This window comes from Shewanella fodinae, from assembly GCF_014651955.1.
Classification (GTDB): Bacteria; Pseudomonadota; Gammaproteobacteria; order Enterobacterales; family Shewanellaceae; genus Shewanella; species Shewanella fodinae.
Map to the genome: position 1 here is coordinate 56,383 of NZ_BMXW01000017.1, position 19,410 is coordinate 75,792.

Genomic DNA, 19,410 nt, shown 5'->3' on the forward strand with positions numbered 1-19,410 from the left:
GTACCTCAGGCAGCAATAACGGTTAGGACACAATCAATCACCACAAGCGGCCGCAGCGCAGCAACGTTCTGGACGCCAGTGCATCGCATGCAGTCGTTCAATGGGGGCTGCCAGCATGGCTTGATTGTCTTGCAAGGTCGCCTCTAGGACCTGTCGGCACCATGTGGGCAGTGTCTCGTCAAAGCGATAAAACACCCATTGACCTTGACGGCGATCTTGCAAAATCCCCTGATTACGCAATTGCGCCAGATGCCTGGACACTTTTGGCTGGCTCTGTGCTAATGCTGCCGTCAGTTCGCACACACATAGCTCGCCCTGCTGTTGGATCAGCAGCAAACAACACAGACGGGTGTCATCCGCCATCGCCTTGAAAAATACGCTTGGTTCCATTGGATACTCCAGCATCGGTTAGTGCGCCATGGTCATTGACAACAGCGAACGAGCTTATACATATGGATATTAATATATACGTAAAAACATATATGTTGATGAAATTTTGATGACAATGTGATCTGTAGCAATGATTGAATAATTTCTAAAAATTGTTTTTAACTCAAATTATATTTATGGCATTTATAAGAAAAACATCATGTAGAGAAGTTGTAACCATCCAAAATAAAACGCTAACCTTGTTGTCAAAAAACCTTTTTATTTTTAGTAAAAATTAATTATTTCAATAAATTATATTTATAAAGTCCTACCTTAGCAAGAGCCTAACAGCGTGATAAAGTTGATAATTGTTGTCAAATATTGAATAATACCGTCCAATAAAAACTATTTGAACACTAATTAATTGTTTGGTTAGTACTCAAATAGTTTTCCGTGACAGTGTTGCAACGACAATCATGCAAGGAGAACTTACGATGAATGCCAACAACTCTCTGGAGGCTGACAGTCATCACCATATCAGCCTGAAAGAGCATGCCAGTTACCTGCTACAGCTCAGTTGTTTCTGGCTAATACTGGCGACCTACCTATTCCCCATGTGCAAACAAAAATTCAACCAAATTATTGGCAAATAAACACAGGCACCCACTACATGGATAATTCAACGTATATTGCTTTGGCCATCTATTTTCTGGTCATGTTAGCGATAGGTCTATTTGCCTATCGCAATTCCACAGATGATATTTCCGGCTACATTCTTGGGGGACGTAAAGTCAGTCCTCAGGTGACCGCGCTATCGGCGGGCGCTTCTGATATGAGTGGCTGGATGCTGATGGGCTTACCCGGTGCCATGTTTGTGCAGGGTTTCAACACTATCTGGATTGCACTGGGACTGCTGATTGGCGCGCTATGCAACTACCTGCTGGTGGCGCCACGCTTACGGGTATATACCGTAGAAGCCGATGATGCTCTCACCTTGCCAGACTTTTTCAGCAAACGCTTCGGTTTGAACAACGGCGCGGTAAGGATGGTATCTGCTGCCGTCATTATTCTGTTTTTCACCCTTTACACCTCCTCCGGTCTCGTTGCGGGCGGCAAGCTATTTGAAACGGCCTTCCACCTGAATTATCAAATGGGACTGTTTGTTACCGTTGGGGTAGTCGTGGCTTATACACTACTGGGTGGCTTTCTGGCGGTGAGTATGACCGACTTTGTGCAGGGCTGTATCATGTTTGTCGCGCTGGTACTGGTGCCTTATGTGGCCTACGAACAGTTTGATAGCACCCATGATATGTTGCTCAATGCCCGCAGCACCATCGATTCGCTCTCAGACTCCATGAGTCGCATCAGTCTGCTAACTATCGTTTCAAGTCTGGCGTGGGGGCTGGGCTATTTTGGGCAACCCCATATCATTGTGCGCTTTATGGCGATCCGTTCGGTCAAGGACATTAAAGTTGCCCGTAATATTGGCATGGGCTGGATGCTGGTGACCATTATTGGAGCCTTGGCAACTGGGTTGGTAGGTGTCGCTTATGTGCATAAATTCGGACTGGAGTTGAAAGACCCAGAAACCATTTTTATCGTGTTTTCACAGATTTTATTCCATCCACTGATCACCGGTTTCCTGCTGGCGGCGATTTTGGCGGCAGTCATGAGTACGATTTCCAGCCAGTTGCTGGTGTCGTCCAGTTCTTTGACTGAAGATGTTTATCGCGCACTGTTTCATCAAGATATTGATGAGAAAAAGCTGGTTAACATCGGCCGCTTTGGGGTATTCGCGGTAGCCGCAGTGGCCACGCTGTTGGCAATGGATCGTTCCAGCAGCATTCTGGATCTGGTGAGCAACGCTTGGGCGGGGTTCGGTGCCGCGTTCGGTCCATTGGTGCTGTTCAGCCTGTTCTGGCACAAAATGAACCACACCGCAGCGGTATCCAGCATTGTCGCGGGAGCCGTAACCGTGCTGTTCTGGATTTACGCGCCGGTCTTACCAGATGGCAAAACCCTCTCCAGTGTAATTTATGAAATTGTGCCGGGCTTCTTGGTTAGTTCCGCCACCATTATTCTGGTGAGCCATTTTGGTAAGGATCCCTCCAGAGCCGTACAAAAGACTTTTCATGCCACCAATGAAAAGCTACAGGAACTCAGTTAGTTCCATCACGTTCATCAGGGCAGTTAACGACTGCCCCACAATTCACTCAAGCCTGACAACTCAAGGACGTTATGAACGCTAAAAGCAAACAACGTATCGTGCTCAAGGTCGGCAGTGCCTTGATCGCCCCTGATCGACAGGGCTGTAGTTCTCGTTATCTGCTGGCAATCGCCCAGTTTATCGTACGCTGTCGCGGCCAAGGGCTACAGGTCATTCTGGTTTCCTCCGGTTCCATCGCTGCCGGTGCTCACCGCTTTCCGCTGCGAGCTCGGGATAACAGCACCAGCCCTGAGGCACTGTTGGCACTGAAAAAAGCGATGGCGGCTGCGGGTCAAACCGAAATGATGGCCACCTGGGACAAGTTCTTCGACTTTCCCACGGCCCAAATCCTGTTAACCCACGGCGATCTTAGGGATCGGGAACGTTACCTCAGTATTCGCGACACCATCAGTACCCTGCTGGAGCACGATATATTGCCAATCGTTAACGAAAATGACACGGTCACCACCGATGCCCTGAAAGTGGGCGACAATGATAATTTGTCTGCCATGGTAGCCGCTGCGGCCGATGCCCGCAGTTTGGTGATCTGCTCCGACATCGATGGTCTATATGATAAAAATCCGCATCTCAATGCCGATGCTAAGTTGCTCCCCGAAGTGACAAAAATTGATGGCAGCATCTACGCCATGGCTGGCGGCAGTCACAGCGATGTCGGTACCGGCGGCATGTTGACTAAGATCCAGGCAGCAGAAAAAGCCGTTTCTCACGGCATCGACACCTATATTGTTAACGGCTTCAAAGAGTCCAGTTTCAATGACCTGTTGCTGGGTAAGAGCCCTGGCACCCTGTTCCGCGGCTCCGATACGCCAATGTTGGAGCGCCTGCATTGGTTTACCCATACAGTACGCGCTCAAGGTGAAGTCATTGTGGCGACGACCGAAGAGGTGCACTCTGCCGAGGACTGCGCTAATTTGTCCAGTGATGAAGTGTTAGATGTTAAAGGCACATTCTCTGAAGGCGACACCATCTTGCTACGCAGTGATGATGGTACGCGTCTGGCAAAAGCCCGTAGCAACTACAGTAGTCGGTTACTGAAATTTATCGCCAAGCAGGACGACTCCAAACTGGTCGACAGCTTTACCCACGAGCGCAGCCTTATTGCGCCACAGGACATCGCCCTGCTTTCCCCAAAGGCCACCCCGATGGAGGAAAAATCATGAGTATGATAACAGAACTTGCTCACGCCGCTCGCCAAGCATCGCGCCAATTGGCAGCGTTGGACAGCGACAGTAAAAACCAGGTGTTAAGCGCCATGAGCAGCGCCCTCAGAGCCAACCAGGATGATATTCTTGCGGCCAATCAAAAAGACCTACAGGCAGCCCGCGATCAAGATATCAGTGAAGCGATGCTGGATCGACTGACGTTGACACCCGAGCGCATCAACGCCATGGCAGAAGGTATCGACACAATTGTCGGTCTCGCCGACCCAGTAGGTCTGCGACGTGAACTGGACACCCGCCCTAACGGTATCAAGATCAGCAAATTACGCGTGCCATTAGGTGTAATCTGCATGATTTATGAAGCGCGGCCAAATGTGACCGCCGATGCCGGAGCCTTATGTTTTAAGTCCGGTAACGCGGTGATCCTGCGCGGTGGTAAAGAAGCGCTGCGCTCGAGCCTGGCAATAGCCGAAGTACTGCATCAAGTGCTCAGATTATTCAATCTGCCAGAAGCCTTGATTACCGTGGTGCCCGATCCAGACCGCACGCTAATGCTGGAATTACTGCAACAACGGCAAACCATCGATTTGGTGATACCCCGTGGCGGCGAAGGCTTGATTAACTTTGTCACCGACAATAGCAAAATCCCGGTGATCCAACATTTTAAAGGGGTTTGCCATCTGTACGTGGACCGTTCCGCCGATGTGGAAAAAGCGCTGAATCTGCTGCTTAACGGTAAAACCCAACGCACTGGCGTATGTAATGCGTTGGAAGGATTGTTGGTGCATAAAGATATCGCCCCTGTCTGGCTACCGATTGCCGCACAAGCGCTGGCAGATAAAGGGGTCAAGATCAATTGCGATGCCGCCTCTGCTGCATATTTTGAACAACCAACAGTGCTTACTGATGAGCAGTTCGGTGAAGAATATCTCGGTCTAGAGATCGCCATTAGACAGGTAGATTCTCTTGATGGCGCGATGGAGCATATCGCACGTTTCGGTAGTCATCATACCGAAGTGATCTGTACCGAAGACCTGCAGGCCGCCACCAAGTTCCAGCAACAGGTTGACGCCTCGGTGGTGATGGCCAATGCTTCTTCGCGTTTCAGCGATGGAGCGGAACTGGGACTCGGTGCAGAAATCGGTATCGCGACCACCAAACTGCATGCCTATGGGCCAATGGGGTTGGAGTCGTTGACAACTGAAAAGTACCTGGTAAACGGCACCGGGCAGGTACGTACCTAAAATTTTGCTCCCGCAACGGAGTCTGTTCCCGATGTTTGCAGCAGCGAACGCTGTGTTGTGATCTGCAACAGTTGTCGGTCGTGGCAAATCGCGGTGGCTGCGGTAGAATAAGCCATCTTTTGTCACGGGCCAGTTTGCCAGTGGAACAGCTCCCTTTGCCACCTCACTGCATTTCATATATGCCAAATCGGCTGCCTGCCCGTGCCTGTCTGGCCACAACTATCACCCTATCTGCCAGATGTAACCTCAATCCCTATTATCAAAGGAACTCCTGTCATGGGTCTTGCTGATTCCGTTTTAGCCGTTAATAACGACTTGCCTATCCGTACCGACAAGCCGGTTCATAGTGGAAAAGTCCGCAGTGTGTATTGGTTGACTGAGGCAGACAGTGCCCGGCTGATCCGCGAGCAGGGTTACCAGGTTCCCGCCGATACCCCATTAGCGATCATGGTGATCAGTGACCGCATCTCGGCCTTTGATTGTATTTTTCATGGTGAAGGTGGCCTGCAGGGGATCCCTGGCAAAGGCGCGGCGCTGAACGCCATCTCCAATCACTGGTTCAAGCTGTTCAAGCAGCATGGTCTGGCCGATAGCCATATTCTGGATATTCCGCATCCGCTGGTGTGGATTGTACAAAAAGCACGCCCCATTAAAGTCGAAGCCATTATCCGACAGTACATCACCGGCTCAATGTGGCGTGCTTATGAAAAAGGCGAGCGGGAATTCTGCGGCATCACCCTGCCAGAAGGTCTACAAAAAGATCAAAAATTGCCAGAACTGCTGCTGACACCATCCACTAAGGGCATCCTTAAAGGCATCCCCGGTGTGCCAGAACAGGATGATGTCAACGTCAGCCGTGCCGACCTAGAAGCTAACTGGCAGGCCTTTGGCTTTGAAAAACGAGAAGATATCGCGCTGTACGAACAATTGTTAAAACAGGGATTTGCGGTGATATCCAAAGCGCTGGCCGATATTGACCAGATCTTTGTTGATACCAAGTTTGAATTTGGCTATGTCACCGACAACCAAGGCCAGTCCAAGTTAATCTATATGGATGAAGTTGGTACGCCTGACTCTTCACGGATTTGGGATGGTGCGGCTTATCGCGAAGGCAAAATTCTGGAAAACTCTAAAGAAGGCTTCCGGCAGTTTCTGCTCAAATACTTCCCTGACCCAGACATTCTACTGAACAAACAGCGCATGCCGGAACGTGAAGCCTTAGCGCGTGATAACGAGTTACCATTAGATGCGATGATGGCTGTTTCTGAGACTTACATAGGCGTTGCAGAAAAAGTCACCGGCAAGCCAATTACGCTGTCAGCGAATCCCAAGGCGGAGATTGTTGATATCCTCAAAACTCGCTATGGACTGATAGACTAAGCGGCGAATCAATCAAGTAACAAGGCGCTATTCAGCGCCTTGTTACTATCTCAGTTACTGCACTGACCGTTATCCAGTTGGATAGCGTTATTCTTCAGCCACAATTGGGCAATACCCGGTTCATCGCCAATACGGTAATGTGGTGCCGCATCAGTTGCTTCACTGGTGGCTATAGGGTCAGCAGAAGGCAAGTAATGTATCTGCGGGAAAATCGCCCGAGCCTGCTCCGCTTGGTTTTTAACATCACATTGTTCATCGCCTGCGGCAGTTCCCAAACTGATGATCTGTCGATTGTTATCCAGCATCACAAAAATTATCCCGTCGTCCTGCATAAAGCGGGCGCTATAAGCCGCACAACGGTTACTGGCTGTTTTGTCATAGAGCAAATGGCCGTTCTGCTCAGCTTCCATGGCCGACATGCCAAGATACAGCGGACCGATGCCAACTTTGCCATCCTGTTGCCATAACTGGTCAATACGGGCGCAATTACTGGAATCTAGCGCGTTATCATCCTGCGGCGGCTCGGCAGCAATCACTAGACTCGTATACAGGAGCGTAAAACCTGCTATCAGGGCAAACTTCATCGTGATTCCTCCGCTGGAAAAACCAAAGACCGTCGTCATCAGCACTACTGCAAACAGTGCTGACCGCTGCTTATTAATAGTGCCTCAGTTTGGCAAAACTCGAGCAGCAGGTCACGCACTTTTACATCCACAACGTTTGCTGATCACACCGCTAAACAATCAGTTACAGCACAGGCATCCAGGCGGATTCAGGCAACAGATACAAACCAGCCGCGTGCTCAGCGCCTGCGCCAACGATATGACCAATACCGGACGCCATCACCGCCAGTGTGACATCAAACGCATTCAGGCTATCGCCATAACCGGCGGTAAGGTTAAACATTGAACCATCCGCCAGCAGGTACAAGGTTTTGCCACCAAATTCATAGGCATCGATATAAGGCATCGGTAGACTGTGACGGGCATGTTGCTTCAAGAAGGGCACGTCAATTTCCTGTGAAACATGGCCGACGTTAAGAATAAACGCCCCGTCTTTCATCGCCTGCAAATGTTTGGCACTTAACACACCATAAGCCCCGGTAGCGGTGGCAACCACATCGGCCTGTATAACCGCATCTGCCAAATCTACCACCGGCCAGCCATCATATTTGGCTTGCAGCGCTCTGGCCGGGTTTAACTCAGCCACTTGCACTTGACCACCGTAGGCTTTGGCGGCCGCGGCCACACCTTGCCCAACGAGGCCGTAGCCGATCACGATGACGGTTTTCTCGTGCAAAGTGAGATGCGTCGTTTGAAAGAAAGTATGCCAAGCCGTGAGTCCAACCATGTGACGGTTGTGTAATCCCTCTTTCACCGGCAAATCGTCCCAGTTGAAAATAGGATAACGCGGATGGACACCGCCAAGACGGTTAATGCCGGAGCCGGTCGCTTCCAACCCAGCCACAATCTTCGGACCAGTAGCTGACTGGTGCAGGCGGGTAGTTAGATCAGCGCCCATCTCACATAGGTGCGTAGGTTGCCAAGCCAGTGCTTTATCAAAAGAATCCGACCAGTCAGCATCGCTCATATCCCGCCAGGCATGCGCCGCAGCGCCTTTAGCCACCAGATATTTGACGACATCGTCTTGCACCGTTGTCGGATTGCAGGTGGTCAGGAACACATCTGCGCCTTTATCAAGCAGTCCGGCAACCAGTGGTGCCATTTTCAGGTCGAGGTGCATATTACAGGCGAGCCTGACGCCATGCAGGTCTGGTAACGCCGCGACTGCAGCGCGGGTACGGGTCATATGCAGGCTGGCCCAGGCCAGCTCTGCCGCAAAGTCTTGGTACATGAAAAAACTCCAGCGTTAGCGAAGTGGCTATTCTACTGTTTTTAGCACGTTGGGAAAGCCGTCATTGACGCAGGCCGATGCCGTTTATAACAGCGATAAAGACAAGCGCTGCTTTTATCGCCTAGCGCTATGCCCCCATTGCGATAAAGTCTGGTAACGCTTTGATCCGGTCAATCCAAGCACCAATGGCTGGATAATGTTCCAGTGAGAACCCGCCCTCATCCGCGACATGGGTGTAGGCGAATAAACTAATATCTGCGGTGGTCAGCGTGTCGCCAGCCATATAGCGGCTACGCTGCAACTGCTGTTCCATCACAGCGAGTGCCTTATGACCGCCCTTCTGTTTAGCGTCATATTCCGCCCGACGCTCTGCTGGCAAACCAAGATACTTGGCAATGAAGCGCGCAACCGCAATATAGGGTTCGTGACTGTACTGTTCAAAAAACTGCCACTGCTGTACTTTCGCCAGCGCAAATGGCTCAGTAGGCAACAGCACCGAGCCATAGGCCAGATAATTAATGATGGCATTGGACTCTGACAGCGTACGGCCCTCGTCAAGTTCCAGTAATGGAATTTTGCCGTTGGGATTTTTCTCTAGGAAGGATGCGACACGGGTGTCTCCGGTCAGAATATTCACCGACACCCATGCATAATTCACATGCAGTAAGGCACATAACAATTGTACTTTGTAACAGTTGCCGGACAGTCGGTCACCATAAAGCTTGAATGTTGCCATCAATATTACCCTAAAATTCAAATAGCTTGGCCCTAGCGAATATTGTGCGCTTACCTTGAATAATACGGAACCAAGCGCCCGAGTTTTATGTTAGCCAGTACTGCTTAAGCCACTCTACAGTAGCGTCTATATCGGCACTTTCTGCCAGTTGTAACATTCGCGGTAATTTGTCTACCGCATCCAGTGCTATGGTTTCTCCTTTGCCAAACACTAACTGCAACCTTTGGTATCGCGCGCCCAGCAGCTGCTGCGCCTGATAGTCAGCAATACCCGAGACACCGTCCATCAGGATGTTAATCAGCGGTTTGATCCACTGGGCATAGCCCCAGTCCAAGGTTTTACCTTTGATATAAGTGAGGCTGATACCTGTGCCAACCGACAGCAATACCACCTCGTCAAGTGTGGCGCGCTCCTGTGGCAAATTGCGTTGCGAAATTGCTTGTACCAGCCCGACAATGGCCGGGTTATTAGCATACACACCGCCATCTATATAGCCATCCGCTGAGGGGAAATAGGTTGGGGCGGCGCTAGTGTATAACGCGACATCGGCCACCCGCGCCTCGGCATCACAATCACTGCCACCAAAATTATGAAAAATCTTTGGCTTCCAGCTACGGGATTCTGTCGTTGCGCCGTTATCCAGATCGAAGGTGGGTATAGCAACTTTGCGGGACAACTCTGCCAGTCGTAACTCTCCAAACGTCTGATCAAGCACCTTTTTTAAGGGTTTGGTGGCATATTCGGCACCAATCGTCTTGCCAAGGTCGCGGATATTATCCCAGATACTGTCATCAAAGATTTCTGCGCCATGTTGCAGATATAAATCGGCAATCTGTTTGGGGGTGCGACCAGCGGCCAGCCCTAACGCCAAAATGCCACCGGTTGAAGTGCCCGCCAGCAAATCGACTTGTGCTAACCAACCGGCTATCTGTGGATGTTCGTTGAGTCGTTGCAGTAACTGCGCACTGATCACCCCGCGCAACCCACCACCATCCAGACTTAAAATACGATATTTAGCCATTGTTCTCCCTGCCTGTCTGAGTCGTCCCTGTAAACTGCTATTCCCGCAGCAACAGTAGCTGATTACTGTTGTAAAAACGCCAGTGCTGCGGCGGTTTTACTGGGAATAAATTCAATCACTTCATAATCTGCGAGTTGCTGTTGTTGAAAAGGATCCTGTGCCAGGATCTGCAGCAACTGCTCTCGGCTATCCGCTTGCGCCAAAATCACGCCACCAGTACGCGGTACTTTGCGACCAGAGGCCAGAAACACCCCAGCCGCATACTGCTGCTCAAGATAGGCGATATGGGCGGCCAGATGTTGTTCCACTTTACTGATATCACAGGTATAGCTTAACAATACAACAAACATTGATGACGTTCTCCAACGCAATGAGGCTCACTCAGCCACAGCCACAAAGGCCATTTCCAACAGGTATTGCGGATCAGCCAGTTCCGCCTTAACGCAAACCCGGCTAGGAGCACAGCCTTCTGGAAACCAAGCTTCCCACAGTTCATTCAATACTGCGGCATTGGCAAAATCGGTGAGATAAATCGTCACCGCTAACACTCGGCTACGATCACTGCCAATGCGCTGCAATTTGTTGTCTGCTTGCGCCAGGATAGCGCTAACTTGTTCACGGATATCGCCTAAAGGTTCACTCTCGGCCACTTCCACAAAATGGGCAATACCGTGGTAAATTGTGACATCGGACCAACGTTTACCGGGATTAATTCGTTGAATGGACATGATTCTTTCCGTCAATTAAGCAAAATAGCTATGGTAGCGGAAATCCTGACAACAGCCGAACCATTGCAGCAGCTTTTATGCAGTGTTTTGCGTTAGCTGACGCAATTTTCTATGATCGCCTGAAAATATCCGTTGGAAAAAGCCCATGAAGTTGACCCTGTTAACACAATCCCTGTATGACAAACTCTATCGCGATATCCGCGAATTTCGCATCACCTTTGATCTGCCAGTGGCGGTGCCTGACTCATTAGATGATAAACAGGATCAACTACATACATCCTTGATCAGTGAAGAACTGACGGAGTTGGCCGAAGCTAAAGACAAAGTGGAACAAGCCGACGCCATCGTTGACAGTGTTTATGTGCTGATGGGGCGACTGGTTCATCTAGGGGCGACCGGATTGGAACAGCGGCTGGAGATCAGCTATCTAGTAGATCTATTGCTACAGGTGGCTAGCAACCGCGGTATCGACTTTGTTCCCTGCTGGGATGAAGTACACAGCAGCAATATGAGCAAGGTTTGTCGCACCGAACAGGAACTACAAGAGACCATTGCCCATTACGCCAAACAAGGGATCGTCATCAGTGGCAGTCGTAATGGTGATTACCTGATCGCCAAATGCGCCCAAGATGTGGTGATGGCGGGTAAAACCGTGCGGCGCGGCAAGGTGTTAAAATCTGTGTACTATCGCCCGGCAGATTTAGGGGCGCTGGTGAATTAGGCGTTGTTGCGGGTTACTGCTGAAATCCAGTTACCAACTGACGGGTCAATTCAGCCGCCGGAATCGCCCGGCAGCCACTGGCGTTCTGACCACACCATAACGGACTGAAATCGCTGCTACCTTGTTGCTCTGCGGCGCTGCGTAACGGCGCGATGGCACCTGTTGCCAGCGGAAAATCCGGGATGGTCGCAGTAGCCTGCTCCTGCATCAACCGATTTACTATGCCTCTGGCCGGTCGCCCACTAAACACCCGTGTAAGTGCGGTATGCGAGTTGCGTTGCGGATCCGCCAATGCCTGACGGTGCAACTGACTGATAGTCGTTTCTGGGCACAGTAGATAAGCCGTTCCCACTTGTACTGCAGATGCCCCCAGCGTCACCGCTGCCGCAATGCTCTTGGCATCAACAATTCCCCCCGCGGCAATCACCGGGACATTTAGCGCCGCCACCAATTGCGGTAATAAGGCAAAAGTGCCCAATTGAAGAGACAGATCATCATTGAGGAAGTGCCCGCGATGTCCACCGGCTTCCAGCCCTTGAGCGATGACAGCATCCACGCCCTGCGCCTGTAGCCACAGACCTTCGGCAACAGTGGTGGCACTGGCAATAACCTTGCTGCCCCAGGATTTCACCTGCTGCAATAATGACGGCTCGGGTAAACCAAAATGAAAACTGACCACTTCTGGCTGCAATGGTGCAATCGCCTCAGCCATCGCGGTATCAAATGGACGGCGTTCAGCAACCGCATTCACCGCAGTGACTGACAACTCCTGATAGTATGGTTGCAACCGCTGCTGCCACTGCTGCAACTTTTGTGGTTGCGCAATGGGAGGCGTATGGCAAAAGAAATTGAGATTGATGGGAGCCTTGGTTTGCTGGCGGAACTGCGCCACGGCTTGCTGGATCTGCGTTGCGTTTAACATGGCACAGGGCAAAGACCCCAAGGCACCGGCACTTGCCACCGCGAGCGCCAGTTCGATTCCTTGAGCACCGGCCATGGGCGCCTGAATTAGCGGCCACTTTACCCCTAATAACTGCATCCCTGCCTCCTGATTAACGGGCAATGTTCAATATCAGGCTGTCGGCATCTAGATAGCAACACCCAACAGATAATCCATACCTAACGCCAAAAACAGTGCCATTCCAGCCCAATTATTGTTGAGAAACGCTTGCAGACATGGCGCGCGTTCGCGGCCAAAAATCAGTCGCTGCTGATACAGACTGAAGCCGATAAATGCCAACAAACCGACGAGATACATCAAGCCACGGTCAGCGACAAAACCGGCGGTCATAAAACAGGTTAATGCTGCCAACTGAAATAACCCAATGATCTGCCGATCATATTTGCCAAACAGAATTGCCGTCGATTTAATGCCAACTTTCAGGTCATCATCACGATCTACCATGGCATACATGGTGTCGTAAGCAATAGTCCAGCACCAGTTAGCAGCAAACAGCCACCAGGCTTCGGCAGGTACTGCACCGGTCTGGGCGGCATATGCCATCGGGATAGACCAGCTCCAGACAACCCCCAGAAACATCTGCGGCATATTGGTAAAACGTTTGGTAAACGGATAGATGATAGTGAGTACCATGCCGATATAGGACAGTTTCACCACCAACGGATTGAGCATCAGTACCAAACAGAACGCCACCAGCCCCAGCACCACAAATAACAGCAGTGCTTCTTTAACGGTAACCTCGCCACTGGCCAGAGGCCGCAATTTAGTGCGTTCCACCCGGGTATCAAGGTGACGGTCGGCATAATCATTGATAATGCAGCCACAGGCGCGCATGATGAACACCCCAAAGATAAAGACCACCAGCACTTTTAAGTCAGGTAATCCACCCGCAGCCAGCCACAACGCCATCAAACATGGCCATAGCAGCAGAAATGTTCCGATTGGACGATCAATACGAGCAAGACGTGCATATGCGTCAAATTTTTCCCTAATATTCATGGGTCTGCTCTCTCCAATTACCTCAGCCCTGATACTACCGTTGTGCATTATGGCGCAGTCAGAATGTGATTTACACCACAAAATAAACTTTTTAACCGGGAATTACACCACCTGTAACTTAGCGTAGGCCACGACCAGCCACTTGCTGCCAAAATCATCAAAATTGACTTGCACCCTGGCCTGAGCGCCGCTGCCTTCGCTGTTGGTGACTGTGCCTTCACCAAACTTAGCATGCAGCACCCGTTGACCATGATGAAAACCGCTATCATTAAACGGCTGGCTACGACTGAAACGCGTATTCAATGCTGGGGTAGACACCTGTGCCTTTAACCGGACTTCCTGTACACACTGTGGCGGGATCTCTTTAATAAAACGCGATGGTCTGGCGTAATTCTCGCGACCATATATGCGCCGCGATTCAGCATAAGTAATATAGAGCTGCGCCATCGCACGAGTCATGCCGACATAACACAGTCGCCGCTCCTCTTCGAGACGATCGCCCTCTTCTAAGGTGAGTTGGCTGGGGAAAATGCCCTCTTCAACTCCCGCCATAAATACCACCGGGAACTCCAGACCTTTAGCCGAGTGCAGCGTCATTAACTGCACGGCGTCTGTATGCTCATCGGCCTGTCCTTCACCTGCTTCCAACGCTGCATGAGATAAAAAGGCGTTGAGTTCGCCCATGTCCATGAGTTCTTCCGGCACTTCAAATGTCCGTGCAGCAGTCACCAATTCTTCTAGGTTTTCTACCCGGCTTTGGGCCTTTTCACCTTTTTCCTGTTCATACATCGTCTTCAGGCCTGAAGTCTGGATCACGTGGTCGGTTTTGCGATACAGGGCCATCTCCTCAGTATCCTGCGCCAAGCCGACAATCAGATCCATAAAACTACGCACAGCGCTAGCGGCGCGACCACTCAGAATTTTCTGCTCCAGCAACTGCCCGGCAGCCTGCCACAAGGTCAGTTGGTGCTGGCGCGCGGTGCTGCGCATAATATCCAAGGTGCGATCACCAATGCCCCGGGCTGGCGTATTCACCACTCGCTCAAAAGCGGCATCATCATCATGGTTGGCCATCAAACGCAGATAGCCCATGGCATCTTTGATTTCCTGGCGTTCGAAGAAACGCAGACCACCATAGATACGATAAGCCAGCCCTTTATGCAGTAACGCTTCTTCCAGCACCCGCGACTGGGCGTTGGAGCGATAGAGTATGGCGCAATCGGCCAAATTGCCGCCTTTATCCTGCCAATCAGCAATACGACCAACAATAAAACGCGCTTCATCCAATTCATTAAACGCACAATAGACCGATATAGGCTCGCCTTCAGCATCTTCGGTCCACAAGTCTTTACCAAGACGTCCTGGATTATTGGCAATTAATTCATTGGCAGCTTTCAAAATATTGCCGGTAGAACGATAGTTCTGTTCCAGACGAATGGTTTCCGCCTGTGGAAAATCCTTGAGAAAACGATGTAGGTTTTCTACCTGCGCCCCACGCCAGCCATAAATCGACTGGTCGTCATCGCCGACAATCATCACATGACCCGTGTCGCCGGCCAGCAAACGGATCCAAGCGTATTGAATAGCGTTGGTGTCCTGAAACTCATCCACCAGAATATTGCGAAAACGCTCCTGATAATGCGCTAACAAATGCGGTTTATTGAGCCATAACTCGTGTGCTCGCAGCAGAATTTCAGCAAAGTCCACCAACCCCGCACGGTCGCAAGATTCTTGGTAGACGCGGTACAACTCCAGCAGCTTTTGCTCCAGCGGGAACGGCCCGGCATCAATGGTCGACGGTCTTAATCCCTCATCTTTTTTACCATTGATATAGCCTTGCACCATGCGCGGAGGGTACTGTTTTTCATCAAGATTTAGGCTTTTGATGATGCGTTTGATCAAGCGGTGCTGGTCTTCACTGTCAAGGATCTGGAAGTTCTGTGGCAGACCCGCCTCTTGCCAATGGGTACGTAACAATCGATGGGCCAAACCGTGGAAAGTACCAATCCACATGCGATTCATGTTGTGACCAATCAGCCGCTCGACACGCTCACGCATCTCGGTGGCAGCCTTATTGGTAAAGGTGACCGCCATAATCGAATAGGGGCTTTGGTTTTCTACCTGCATCAGCCAAGCAATGCGGTGGGTTAACACCCGCGTTTTGCCACTGCCAGCCCCCGCCAGCACCAGCATACTTGATTGCGATGCGGCCACCGCTTGGCGCTGCCGGTCATTCAGACCATCCAACAGGTATGAAACATCCATTAACCGTTCTCCCCTCAAAACGAGGGCGCATTATAGCAAAAAAGCCTAGCGAGGTTGACGAAGATTACAGACGCACTATGCCATAACAAACGATCAACTTAGGCTGAGCTTCACTCAATGACGAGACAATCTGGAGCAATTGCAGACTTCACTTGTCACAGGATTCACGGATTAGCGGGGCTATAAATGCCTGTGCTGCAACTGCGTTCAACACAAACCAAACAGCCGCGACAATTAGCGCGGCTGTTATCAATATTCAAACCCTACAGGATATTAACTGACGCCAGTAGAAGCCCCTTGTTCAGTGATACCACCTGATTTAGTACCGCTGGTATGGCGAACATCGTCGAGTTTATATGGCTGTGGCACGACCCAAGGCTGTTTTGCTTGCCGAAGTGAAACTTCCATCACCACGTTTTCTTCTGTTTGATGATTCATCCGAACACTACTTGTTTTATGTAATCAGAAAGGAAATTATACTAACTGCAACGGCGAGCAAACACTTAATTGACAAGCGATCTCGCTATAGCTAAAGGGCATTTTGGGCACACGCTGTCTACACTCAGCAAATGTACTTACCCCTTATGGAACATAAGGGTTTTGTTATACCGTCGCTAAACAACTGTTTGAGTATAGGCCGTCTGAGCTAATATTACCCAAGGCTGTCAATCATTTTATTAGGGAACGATAAATGACTGCTGCAACTATAGATGGTATCGCTTTGCGCCTCATGGAAGATAAAGACCTACCGTTAAGTTTCTATATTTATGTCACCACCCGTCTGGATGAAATGCGTCAATCCGGTTGGCAGGATGAGGCCATCCAGCACTTTCTTTATGCTCAAGCTCAAACGCAGCATCAGTATTACATGCAGCATTATCAGCAGACGAACTACTTTATTATTATTTACCAAGAACAAGATGTTGGCCGCCTGTATGTGGATGATGTCGGCCCAGAAATCCGCATTGTTGATATCGCGTTACTCCCAGAATACCGCAACCTAGGCATAGGCACAGCACTCATCCACAAGCTGCAAGCGCAGGGGAAACAACAACAACGCAATGTTTCGATTCACGTTGAACAACATAATCCAGCGCTGTCACTTTACCAACGGCTGGGGTTTAAGTTTGTCCGTGAGGTCAATGGGATCTATCACTTGATGCACTGGGATTGTTGTCAACCGCTAATAGCGCAGGGAGCATAAACGATGGTTCGGAGCAAATGGCTAAAACTGCCGTTAAGTTTTGATACTGACAAACTGCAGCACGAATTACATAAGTTAGCGCCGCATGAGTGGATTAATCATATGAACACTCAGGCATACGATAAACGCTGGTGCTGTGTGCCGCTCTATGCAGTCAATGGCGATCCGCTCTCGATCTATGCCTTTGACGATGATGCCCACTATTTGCCAACGCCCATTTTAGCGCGATGTAACTATTTTCAAGAGGTTATCGACACGTTTAAATGTGATAAAGCTGGCGTCCGTCTGATGTCACTGGCCGCAGGTGATCATATTCTGCCGCATAGCGATGGTTATAGTGATTATCAGTCTGGGCTGGTACGGCTCCATATTCCGATCCAAACTGACCCTCGGGTCATCTTTACCGTCGATGGTGAAACGATTCACTTTAGTATTGGCAATGTCTGGTATCTGAATGCCGTCTGCACGCATGGGGTAGAGAATCATTCAGCGCAAGATCGCATTCATCTGCTGATTGATTGCCGTCGCAATGATTGGATCGATGCGCTATTCCTGCAAGCAGGTTATCAAGCAGATACCCCGCCAATTTATGGTGATCCCACCATCAATGATGAAAATGTTCTCGCGATTATCGGTGCCCTGAAGCATCAGGGCGCCAATGCAGTAGCCGCGCAACTCCAGCAAATCTATCGCGCCCGCCAGCGATGAGCACCGTCAGCGTTAGAAATGTGCTCTTATCTGTTCCAGTGCCTGATACGGTTGGTGCAGCCATCGATGCAGTAACTGCTGTAATTCATCATTGAGTTGCGCCTGTTGCTGATACGGCTGGTAAGTCAGCGATGGGGCTTTTGCATCAAATTTAATGGCACCTTGTATCTGTTGTAACTGCGATGTGGTCAAAGCTAACTGGAAAAACGCTAAAATCTGCTCGGTTCTTTGGGTAATGTCATCATAATGTACACACAGTCCCTGATGATGATTGAAATAACGGTAAGCGAGCTTGAAAATTGCGGCTAGCACCCAGACTCGATACTCTTCAAAGCTTAAATTGGCCGGAGCGGCATCAAACGGTGCTCCTAGGAGTAAGCCCGGGATAATGTGCATTCCCGGTTGGCGCTGATGCGACAGCAAGATCGCTGCAGGTTCCCGGTACAGGAACAGTTTGGCGGCCTGCGGATAAGCGCGTGCGATTATTGGAAATTCTGCAATACTCCACGCATCCAGTTTAATAAATAGCCGCGTTTCATTCGCAAACCGCTGCTGGCCAAGCACCCGGATAACATTCTGTAGCCGCATTATTTTTTCAGTGTCATCAATACCTGTTTCGTAAGCAGAGGATCGCAGTGCCATATCAATAACTGGAGCCTCAGAGATCACAATATTCTCGGGCAATCGGGCTAACATCTGACTGAGCAGTGTCGAGCCACAGCGCGATGAATGAAAGATAAACCCCGTAGGTTCAATAACAGGGTTCAGCCTCTGGGCTATCTGTGCTAGCTGCTGCCAACTGCTATTTCTTGTTGCTGGTGGTGCTTGGCGTAAGGTCTGTTCAAAAAATGGCGCGGTAAACCGTTGGTCACCCAGAAATCGCCAGTCTATTACCGCCGACTCACAGCGGTAATAGACATCTTTGGGATACCAGCGGCACCAGTCCAATATAGTATTCCTTAGTTCCGTTGCGGAAATACCCCTTCCAATGCAATACAAAACGGCAGCGTCAGGTACGGTTGCAAATTATTGTGCCCAAATCCCTGACCTGCCGTTTGCAGCATTGCCGCAATCATTGCTGCTGGCGTATAGGGAGATTCTGAGATTCCAGAACACTAGGCACCAGAAATAAGCTGAGATCACCCAATACATCATTACGCATCTGCCGCTGTTTTTGTTGCAGATAACCTTTGCCTAATGGTGCAGAAAAGGTCATACCATAACTATCGAAGCCACCACCAATGGATGAAACATCAGAAACGCACGTTAAGGTAAGGATCTCTGGAGGGAAACTCGCGTCATATACCACAGTAAATTTTTGATTTAACTGTGATTTAAAATCTTTATGTGTCGGTAACATAAACAACATCCATGCCAATGGGTCACACATACTTTGCAATGACCGCAAAACCAATCCATTTCATGTTCATTAAGCCACAACCAATCACAGTCAACAGCCAAAAATGATTCCACAATCACTAGGCAACTAACCCAATGTTGTATCGGTAATGACCAAGAACATAATCAATTTAGACGCTGTTTGGAGGGTTGTCTATATTTCCTCCATCATGGAGTAAGACTTACATAGCTCTGGGCACCTGCCAGCCAATATTGGCTCGACCAAACCTGCAGTACATCACGCTAACGGCCCTAAAAACCTAAATAGCTGTTCCTAATTGCGCTTCACCCGAGGAATAGAGGTTATTCCGATAAGTCGACCCTCCGCGTCAGGGATGGCGCGGTGGAGCCCCATGGACGGGTTTATGCGTGTCGACGTTGGGAATGGCCNCAAGAAGGGCTCCAACGAACAAACGCGGATGTCGGCAAAACCCG

The 19,410-nt window shown here is 50.0% G+C and carries 21 protein-coding genes; 8 read left to right on the plus strand and 13 right to left on the minus strand.

Features of this window, described 5'->3' with window-relative positions; all coding sequences use genetic code 11:
- Nucleotides 1–33 precede the first annotated feature (33 nt).
- Complete coding sequence (locus IE064_RS14220) at nucleotides 34–390, minus strand: metalloregulator ArsR/SmtB family transcription factor (RefSeq protein WP_189618332.1); 357 nt, start codon at nucleotides 388–390, stop codon at nucleotides 34–36.
- Nucleotides 391–863: 473 nt separating this feature from the next.
- Between IE064_RS14220 and IE064_RS14225 the strand changes: the two genes are divergently transcribed.
- The 5 genes from IE064_RS14225 to IE064_RS14245 all read left to right on the plus strand — a co-directional run bounded on the left by IE064_RS14225 (nucleotide 864) and on the right by IE064_RS14245 (nucleotide 6,380).
- Complete coding sequence (locus IE064_RS14225) at nucleotides 864–1,022, plus strand: hypothetical protein (RefSeq protein ID WP_189618333.1); 159 nt, start codon at nucleotides 864–866, stop codon at nucleotides 1,020–1,022.
- A gap of 17 nt (nucleotides 1,023–1,039) precedes the next feature.
- Nucleotides 1,040–2,536: a sodium/proline symporter PutP gene (putP, locus tag IE064_RS14230; protein ID WP_189618334.1), complete on the plus strand. Its 1,497-nt coding sequence runs from the start codon at nucleotides 1,040–1,042 to the stop codon at nucleotides 2,534–2,536.
- Nucleotides 2,537–2,607: 71 nt separating this feature from the next.
- A complete protein-coding gene (gene proB / locus IE064_RS14235; RefSeq protein WP_133037389.1) occupies nucleotides 2,608–3,756 on the plus strand; it encodes a glutamate 5-kinase in 1,149 nt (382 codons plus the stop codon).
- Nucleotides 3,753–5,000 carry a glutamate-5-semialdehyde dehydrogenase gene (locus tag IE064_RS14240; protein ID WP_189618335.1) on the plus strand — a complete coding sequence of 416 codons (1,248 nt, stop codon included), beginning with the start codon at nucleotides 3,753–3,755 and terminating at the stop codon, nucleotides 4,998–5,000. Before proB ends, IE064_RS14240 begins: the two co-directional genes overlap by 4 nt.
- 276 nt (nucleotides 5,001–5,276) lie before the next feature.
- Nucleotides 5,277–6,380 (plus strand): phosphoribosylaminoimidazolesuccinocarboxamide synthase, encoded by a 1,104-nt coding sequence (locus IE064_RS14245; protein ID WP_189618337.1) that lies wholly within the window; start codon nucleotides 5,277–5,279, stop codon nucleotides 6,378–6,380.
- 50 nt (nucleotides 6,381–6,430) lie between these two features.
- Here the strand turns inward: IE064_RS14245 and IE064_RS14250 are convergent, their stop codons facing one another.
- The 6 genes from IE064_RS14250 to IE064_RS14275 form a co-directional block, all read right to left on the minus strand.
- Nucleotides 6,431–6,964: a hypothetical protein gene (locus tag IE064_RS14250; protein ID WP_189618339.1), complete on the minus strand. Its 534-nt coding sequence runs from the start codon at nucleotides 6,962–6,964 to the stop codon at nucleotides 6,431–6,433.
- Between the two features lie 163 nt (nucleotides 6,965–7,127).
- Nucleotides 7,128–8,234 carry an adenosylhomocysteinase gene (locus IE064_RS14255; RefSeq protein ID WP_189618341.1) on the minus strand — a complete coding sequence of 369 codons (1,107 nt, stop codon included), beginning with the start codon at nucleotides 8,232–8,234 and terminating at the stop codon, nucleotides 7,128–7,130.
- 127 nt (nucleotides 8,235–8,361) lie between these two features.
- Nucleotides 8,362–8,970: a glutathione S-transferase family protein gene (locus IE064_RS14260; protein ID WP_189618343.1), complete on the minus strand. Its 609-nt coding sequence runs from the start codon at nucleotides 8,968–8,970 to the stop codon at nucleotides 8,362–8,364.
- Nucleotides 8,971–9,055: 85 nt separating this feature from the next.
- Entirely contained in the window at nucleotides 9,056–9,991 is a 936-nt protein-coding gene (locus IE064_RS14265) for a patatin-like phospholipase family protein (RefSeq protein ID WP_189618345.1), read from the minus strand.
- A gap of 62 nt (nucleotides 9,992–10,053) precedes the next feature.
- Nucleotides 10,054–10,341, minus strand: a complete 288-nt coding sequence (locus IE064_RS14270) for a YciI family protein (protein ID WP_189618346.1) — start codon at nucleotides 10,339–10,341, stop codon at nucleotides 10,054–10,056.
- 27 nt (nucleotides 10,342–10,368) lie between these two features.
- Nucleotides 10,369–10,719: a RidA family protein gene (locus IE064_RS14275; RefSeq protein ID WP_189618348.1), complete on the minus strand. Its 351-nt coding sequence runs from the start codon at nucleotides 10,717–10,719 to the stop codon at nucleotides 10,369–10,371.
- A gap of 145 nt (nucleotides 10,720–10,864) precedes the next feature.
- Between IE064_RS14275 and IE064_RS14280 the strand changes: the two genes are divergently transcribed.
- The gene (locus IE064_RS14280; RefSeq protein ID WP_189618349.1) at nucleotides 10,865–11,440 is read left to right on the plus strand and encodes a nucleoside triphosphate pyrophosphohydrolase family protein; all 576 of its coding nucleotides are present in this window, start codon (nucleotides 10,865–10,867) and stop codon (nucleotides 11,438–11,440) included.
- Nucleotides 11,441–11,453: 13 nt separating this feature from the next.
- Here IE064_RS14280 and IE064_RS14285 read toward each other — a convergent pair whose 3' ends face one another.
- The 4 genes from IE064_RS14285 to IE064_RS14300 form a co-directional block, all read right to left on the minus strand.
- Complete coding sequence (locus IE064_RS14285) at nucleotides 11,454–12,479, minus strand: NAD(P)H-dependent flavin oxidoreductase (RefSeq protein WP_189618351.1); 1,026 nt, start codon at nucleotides 12,477–12,479, stop codon at nucleotides 11,454–11,456.
- Nucleotides 12,480–12,527: 48 nt separating this feature from the next.
- Complete coding sequence (ubiA, locus tag IE064_RS14290; protein WP_189618353.1) at nucleotides 12,528–13,400, minus strand: 4-hydroxybenzoate octaprenyltransferase; 873 nt, start codon at nucleotides 13,398–13,400, stop codon at nucleotides 12,528–12,530.
- Nucleotides 13,401–13,502: 102 nt separating this feature from the next.
- Nucleotides 13,503–15,665 (minus strand): DNA helicase II, encoded by a 2,163-nt coding sequence (gene uvrD, locus IE064_RS14295; RefSeq protein WP_189618355.1) that lies wholly within the window; start codon nucleotides 15,663–15,665, stop codon nucleotides 13,503–13,505.
- A 273-nt stretch (nucleotides 15,666–15,938) separates the two neighbouring features.
- Entirely contained in the window at nucleotides 15,939–16,103 is a 165-nt protein-coding gene (locus tag IE064_RS14300) for a hypothetical protein (RefSeq protein WP_189618357.1), read from the minus strand.
- 253 nt (nucleotides 16,104–16,356) lie between these two features.
- On the opposite strand from IE064_RS14300, the gene IE064_RS14305 reads away from it, so the two are divergent.
- On the plus strand, nucleotides 16,357–16,869 hold the full coding sequence (locus IE064_RS14305) for a GNAT family N-acetyltransferase (RefSeq protein WP_189618359.1): 513 nt from the start codon (nucleotides 16,357–16,359) through the stop codon (nucleotides 16,867–16,869).
- Nucleotides 16,870–16,872: 3 nt separating this feature from the next.
- Nucleotides 16,873–17,577, plus strand: a complete 705-nt coding sequence (locus IE064_RS14310) for an aspartyl/asparaginyl beta-hydroxylase domain-containing protein (protein ID WP_189618361.1) — start codon at nucleotides 16,873–16,875, stop codon at nucleotides 17,575–17,577.
- Between the two features lie 12 nt (nucleotides 17,578–17,589).
- Here IE064_RS14310 and IE064_RS14315 read toward each other — a convergent pair whose 3' ends face one another.
- Entirely contained in the window at nucleotides 17,590–18,525 is a 936-nt protein-coding gene (locus IE064_RS14315; RefSeq protein ID WP_189618362.1) for a sulfotransferase family protein, read from the minus strand.
- Nucleotides 18,526–18,649: 124 nt separating this feature from the next.
- Nucleotides 18,650–18,937 (minus strand): DUF6916 family protein, encoded by a 288-nt coding sequence (locus tag IE064_RS14320; RefSeq protein WP_189618363.1) that lies wholly within the window; start codon nucleotides 18,935–18,937, stop codon nucleotides 18,650–18,652.
- Between the last annotated feature and the right edge of the window lie 473 nt (nucleotides 18,938–19,410).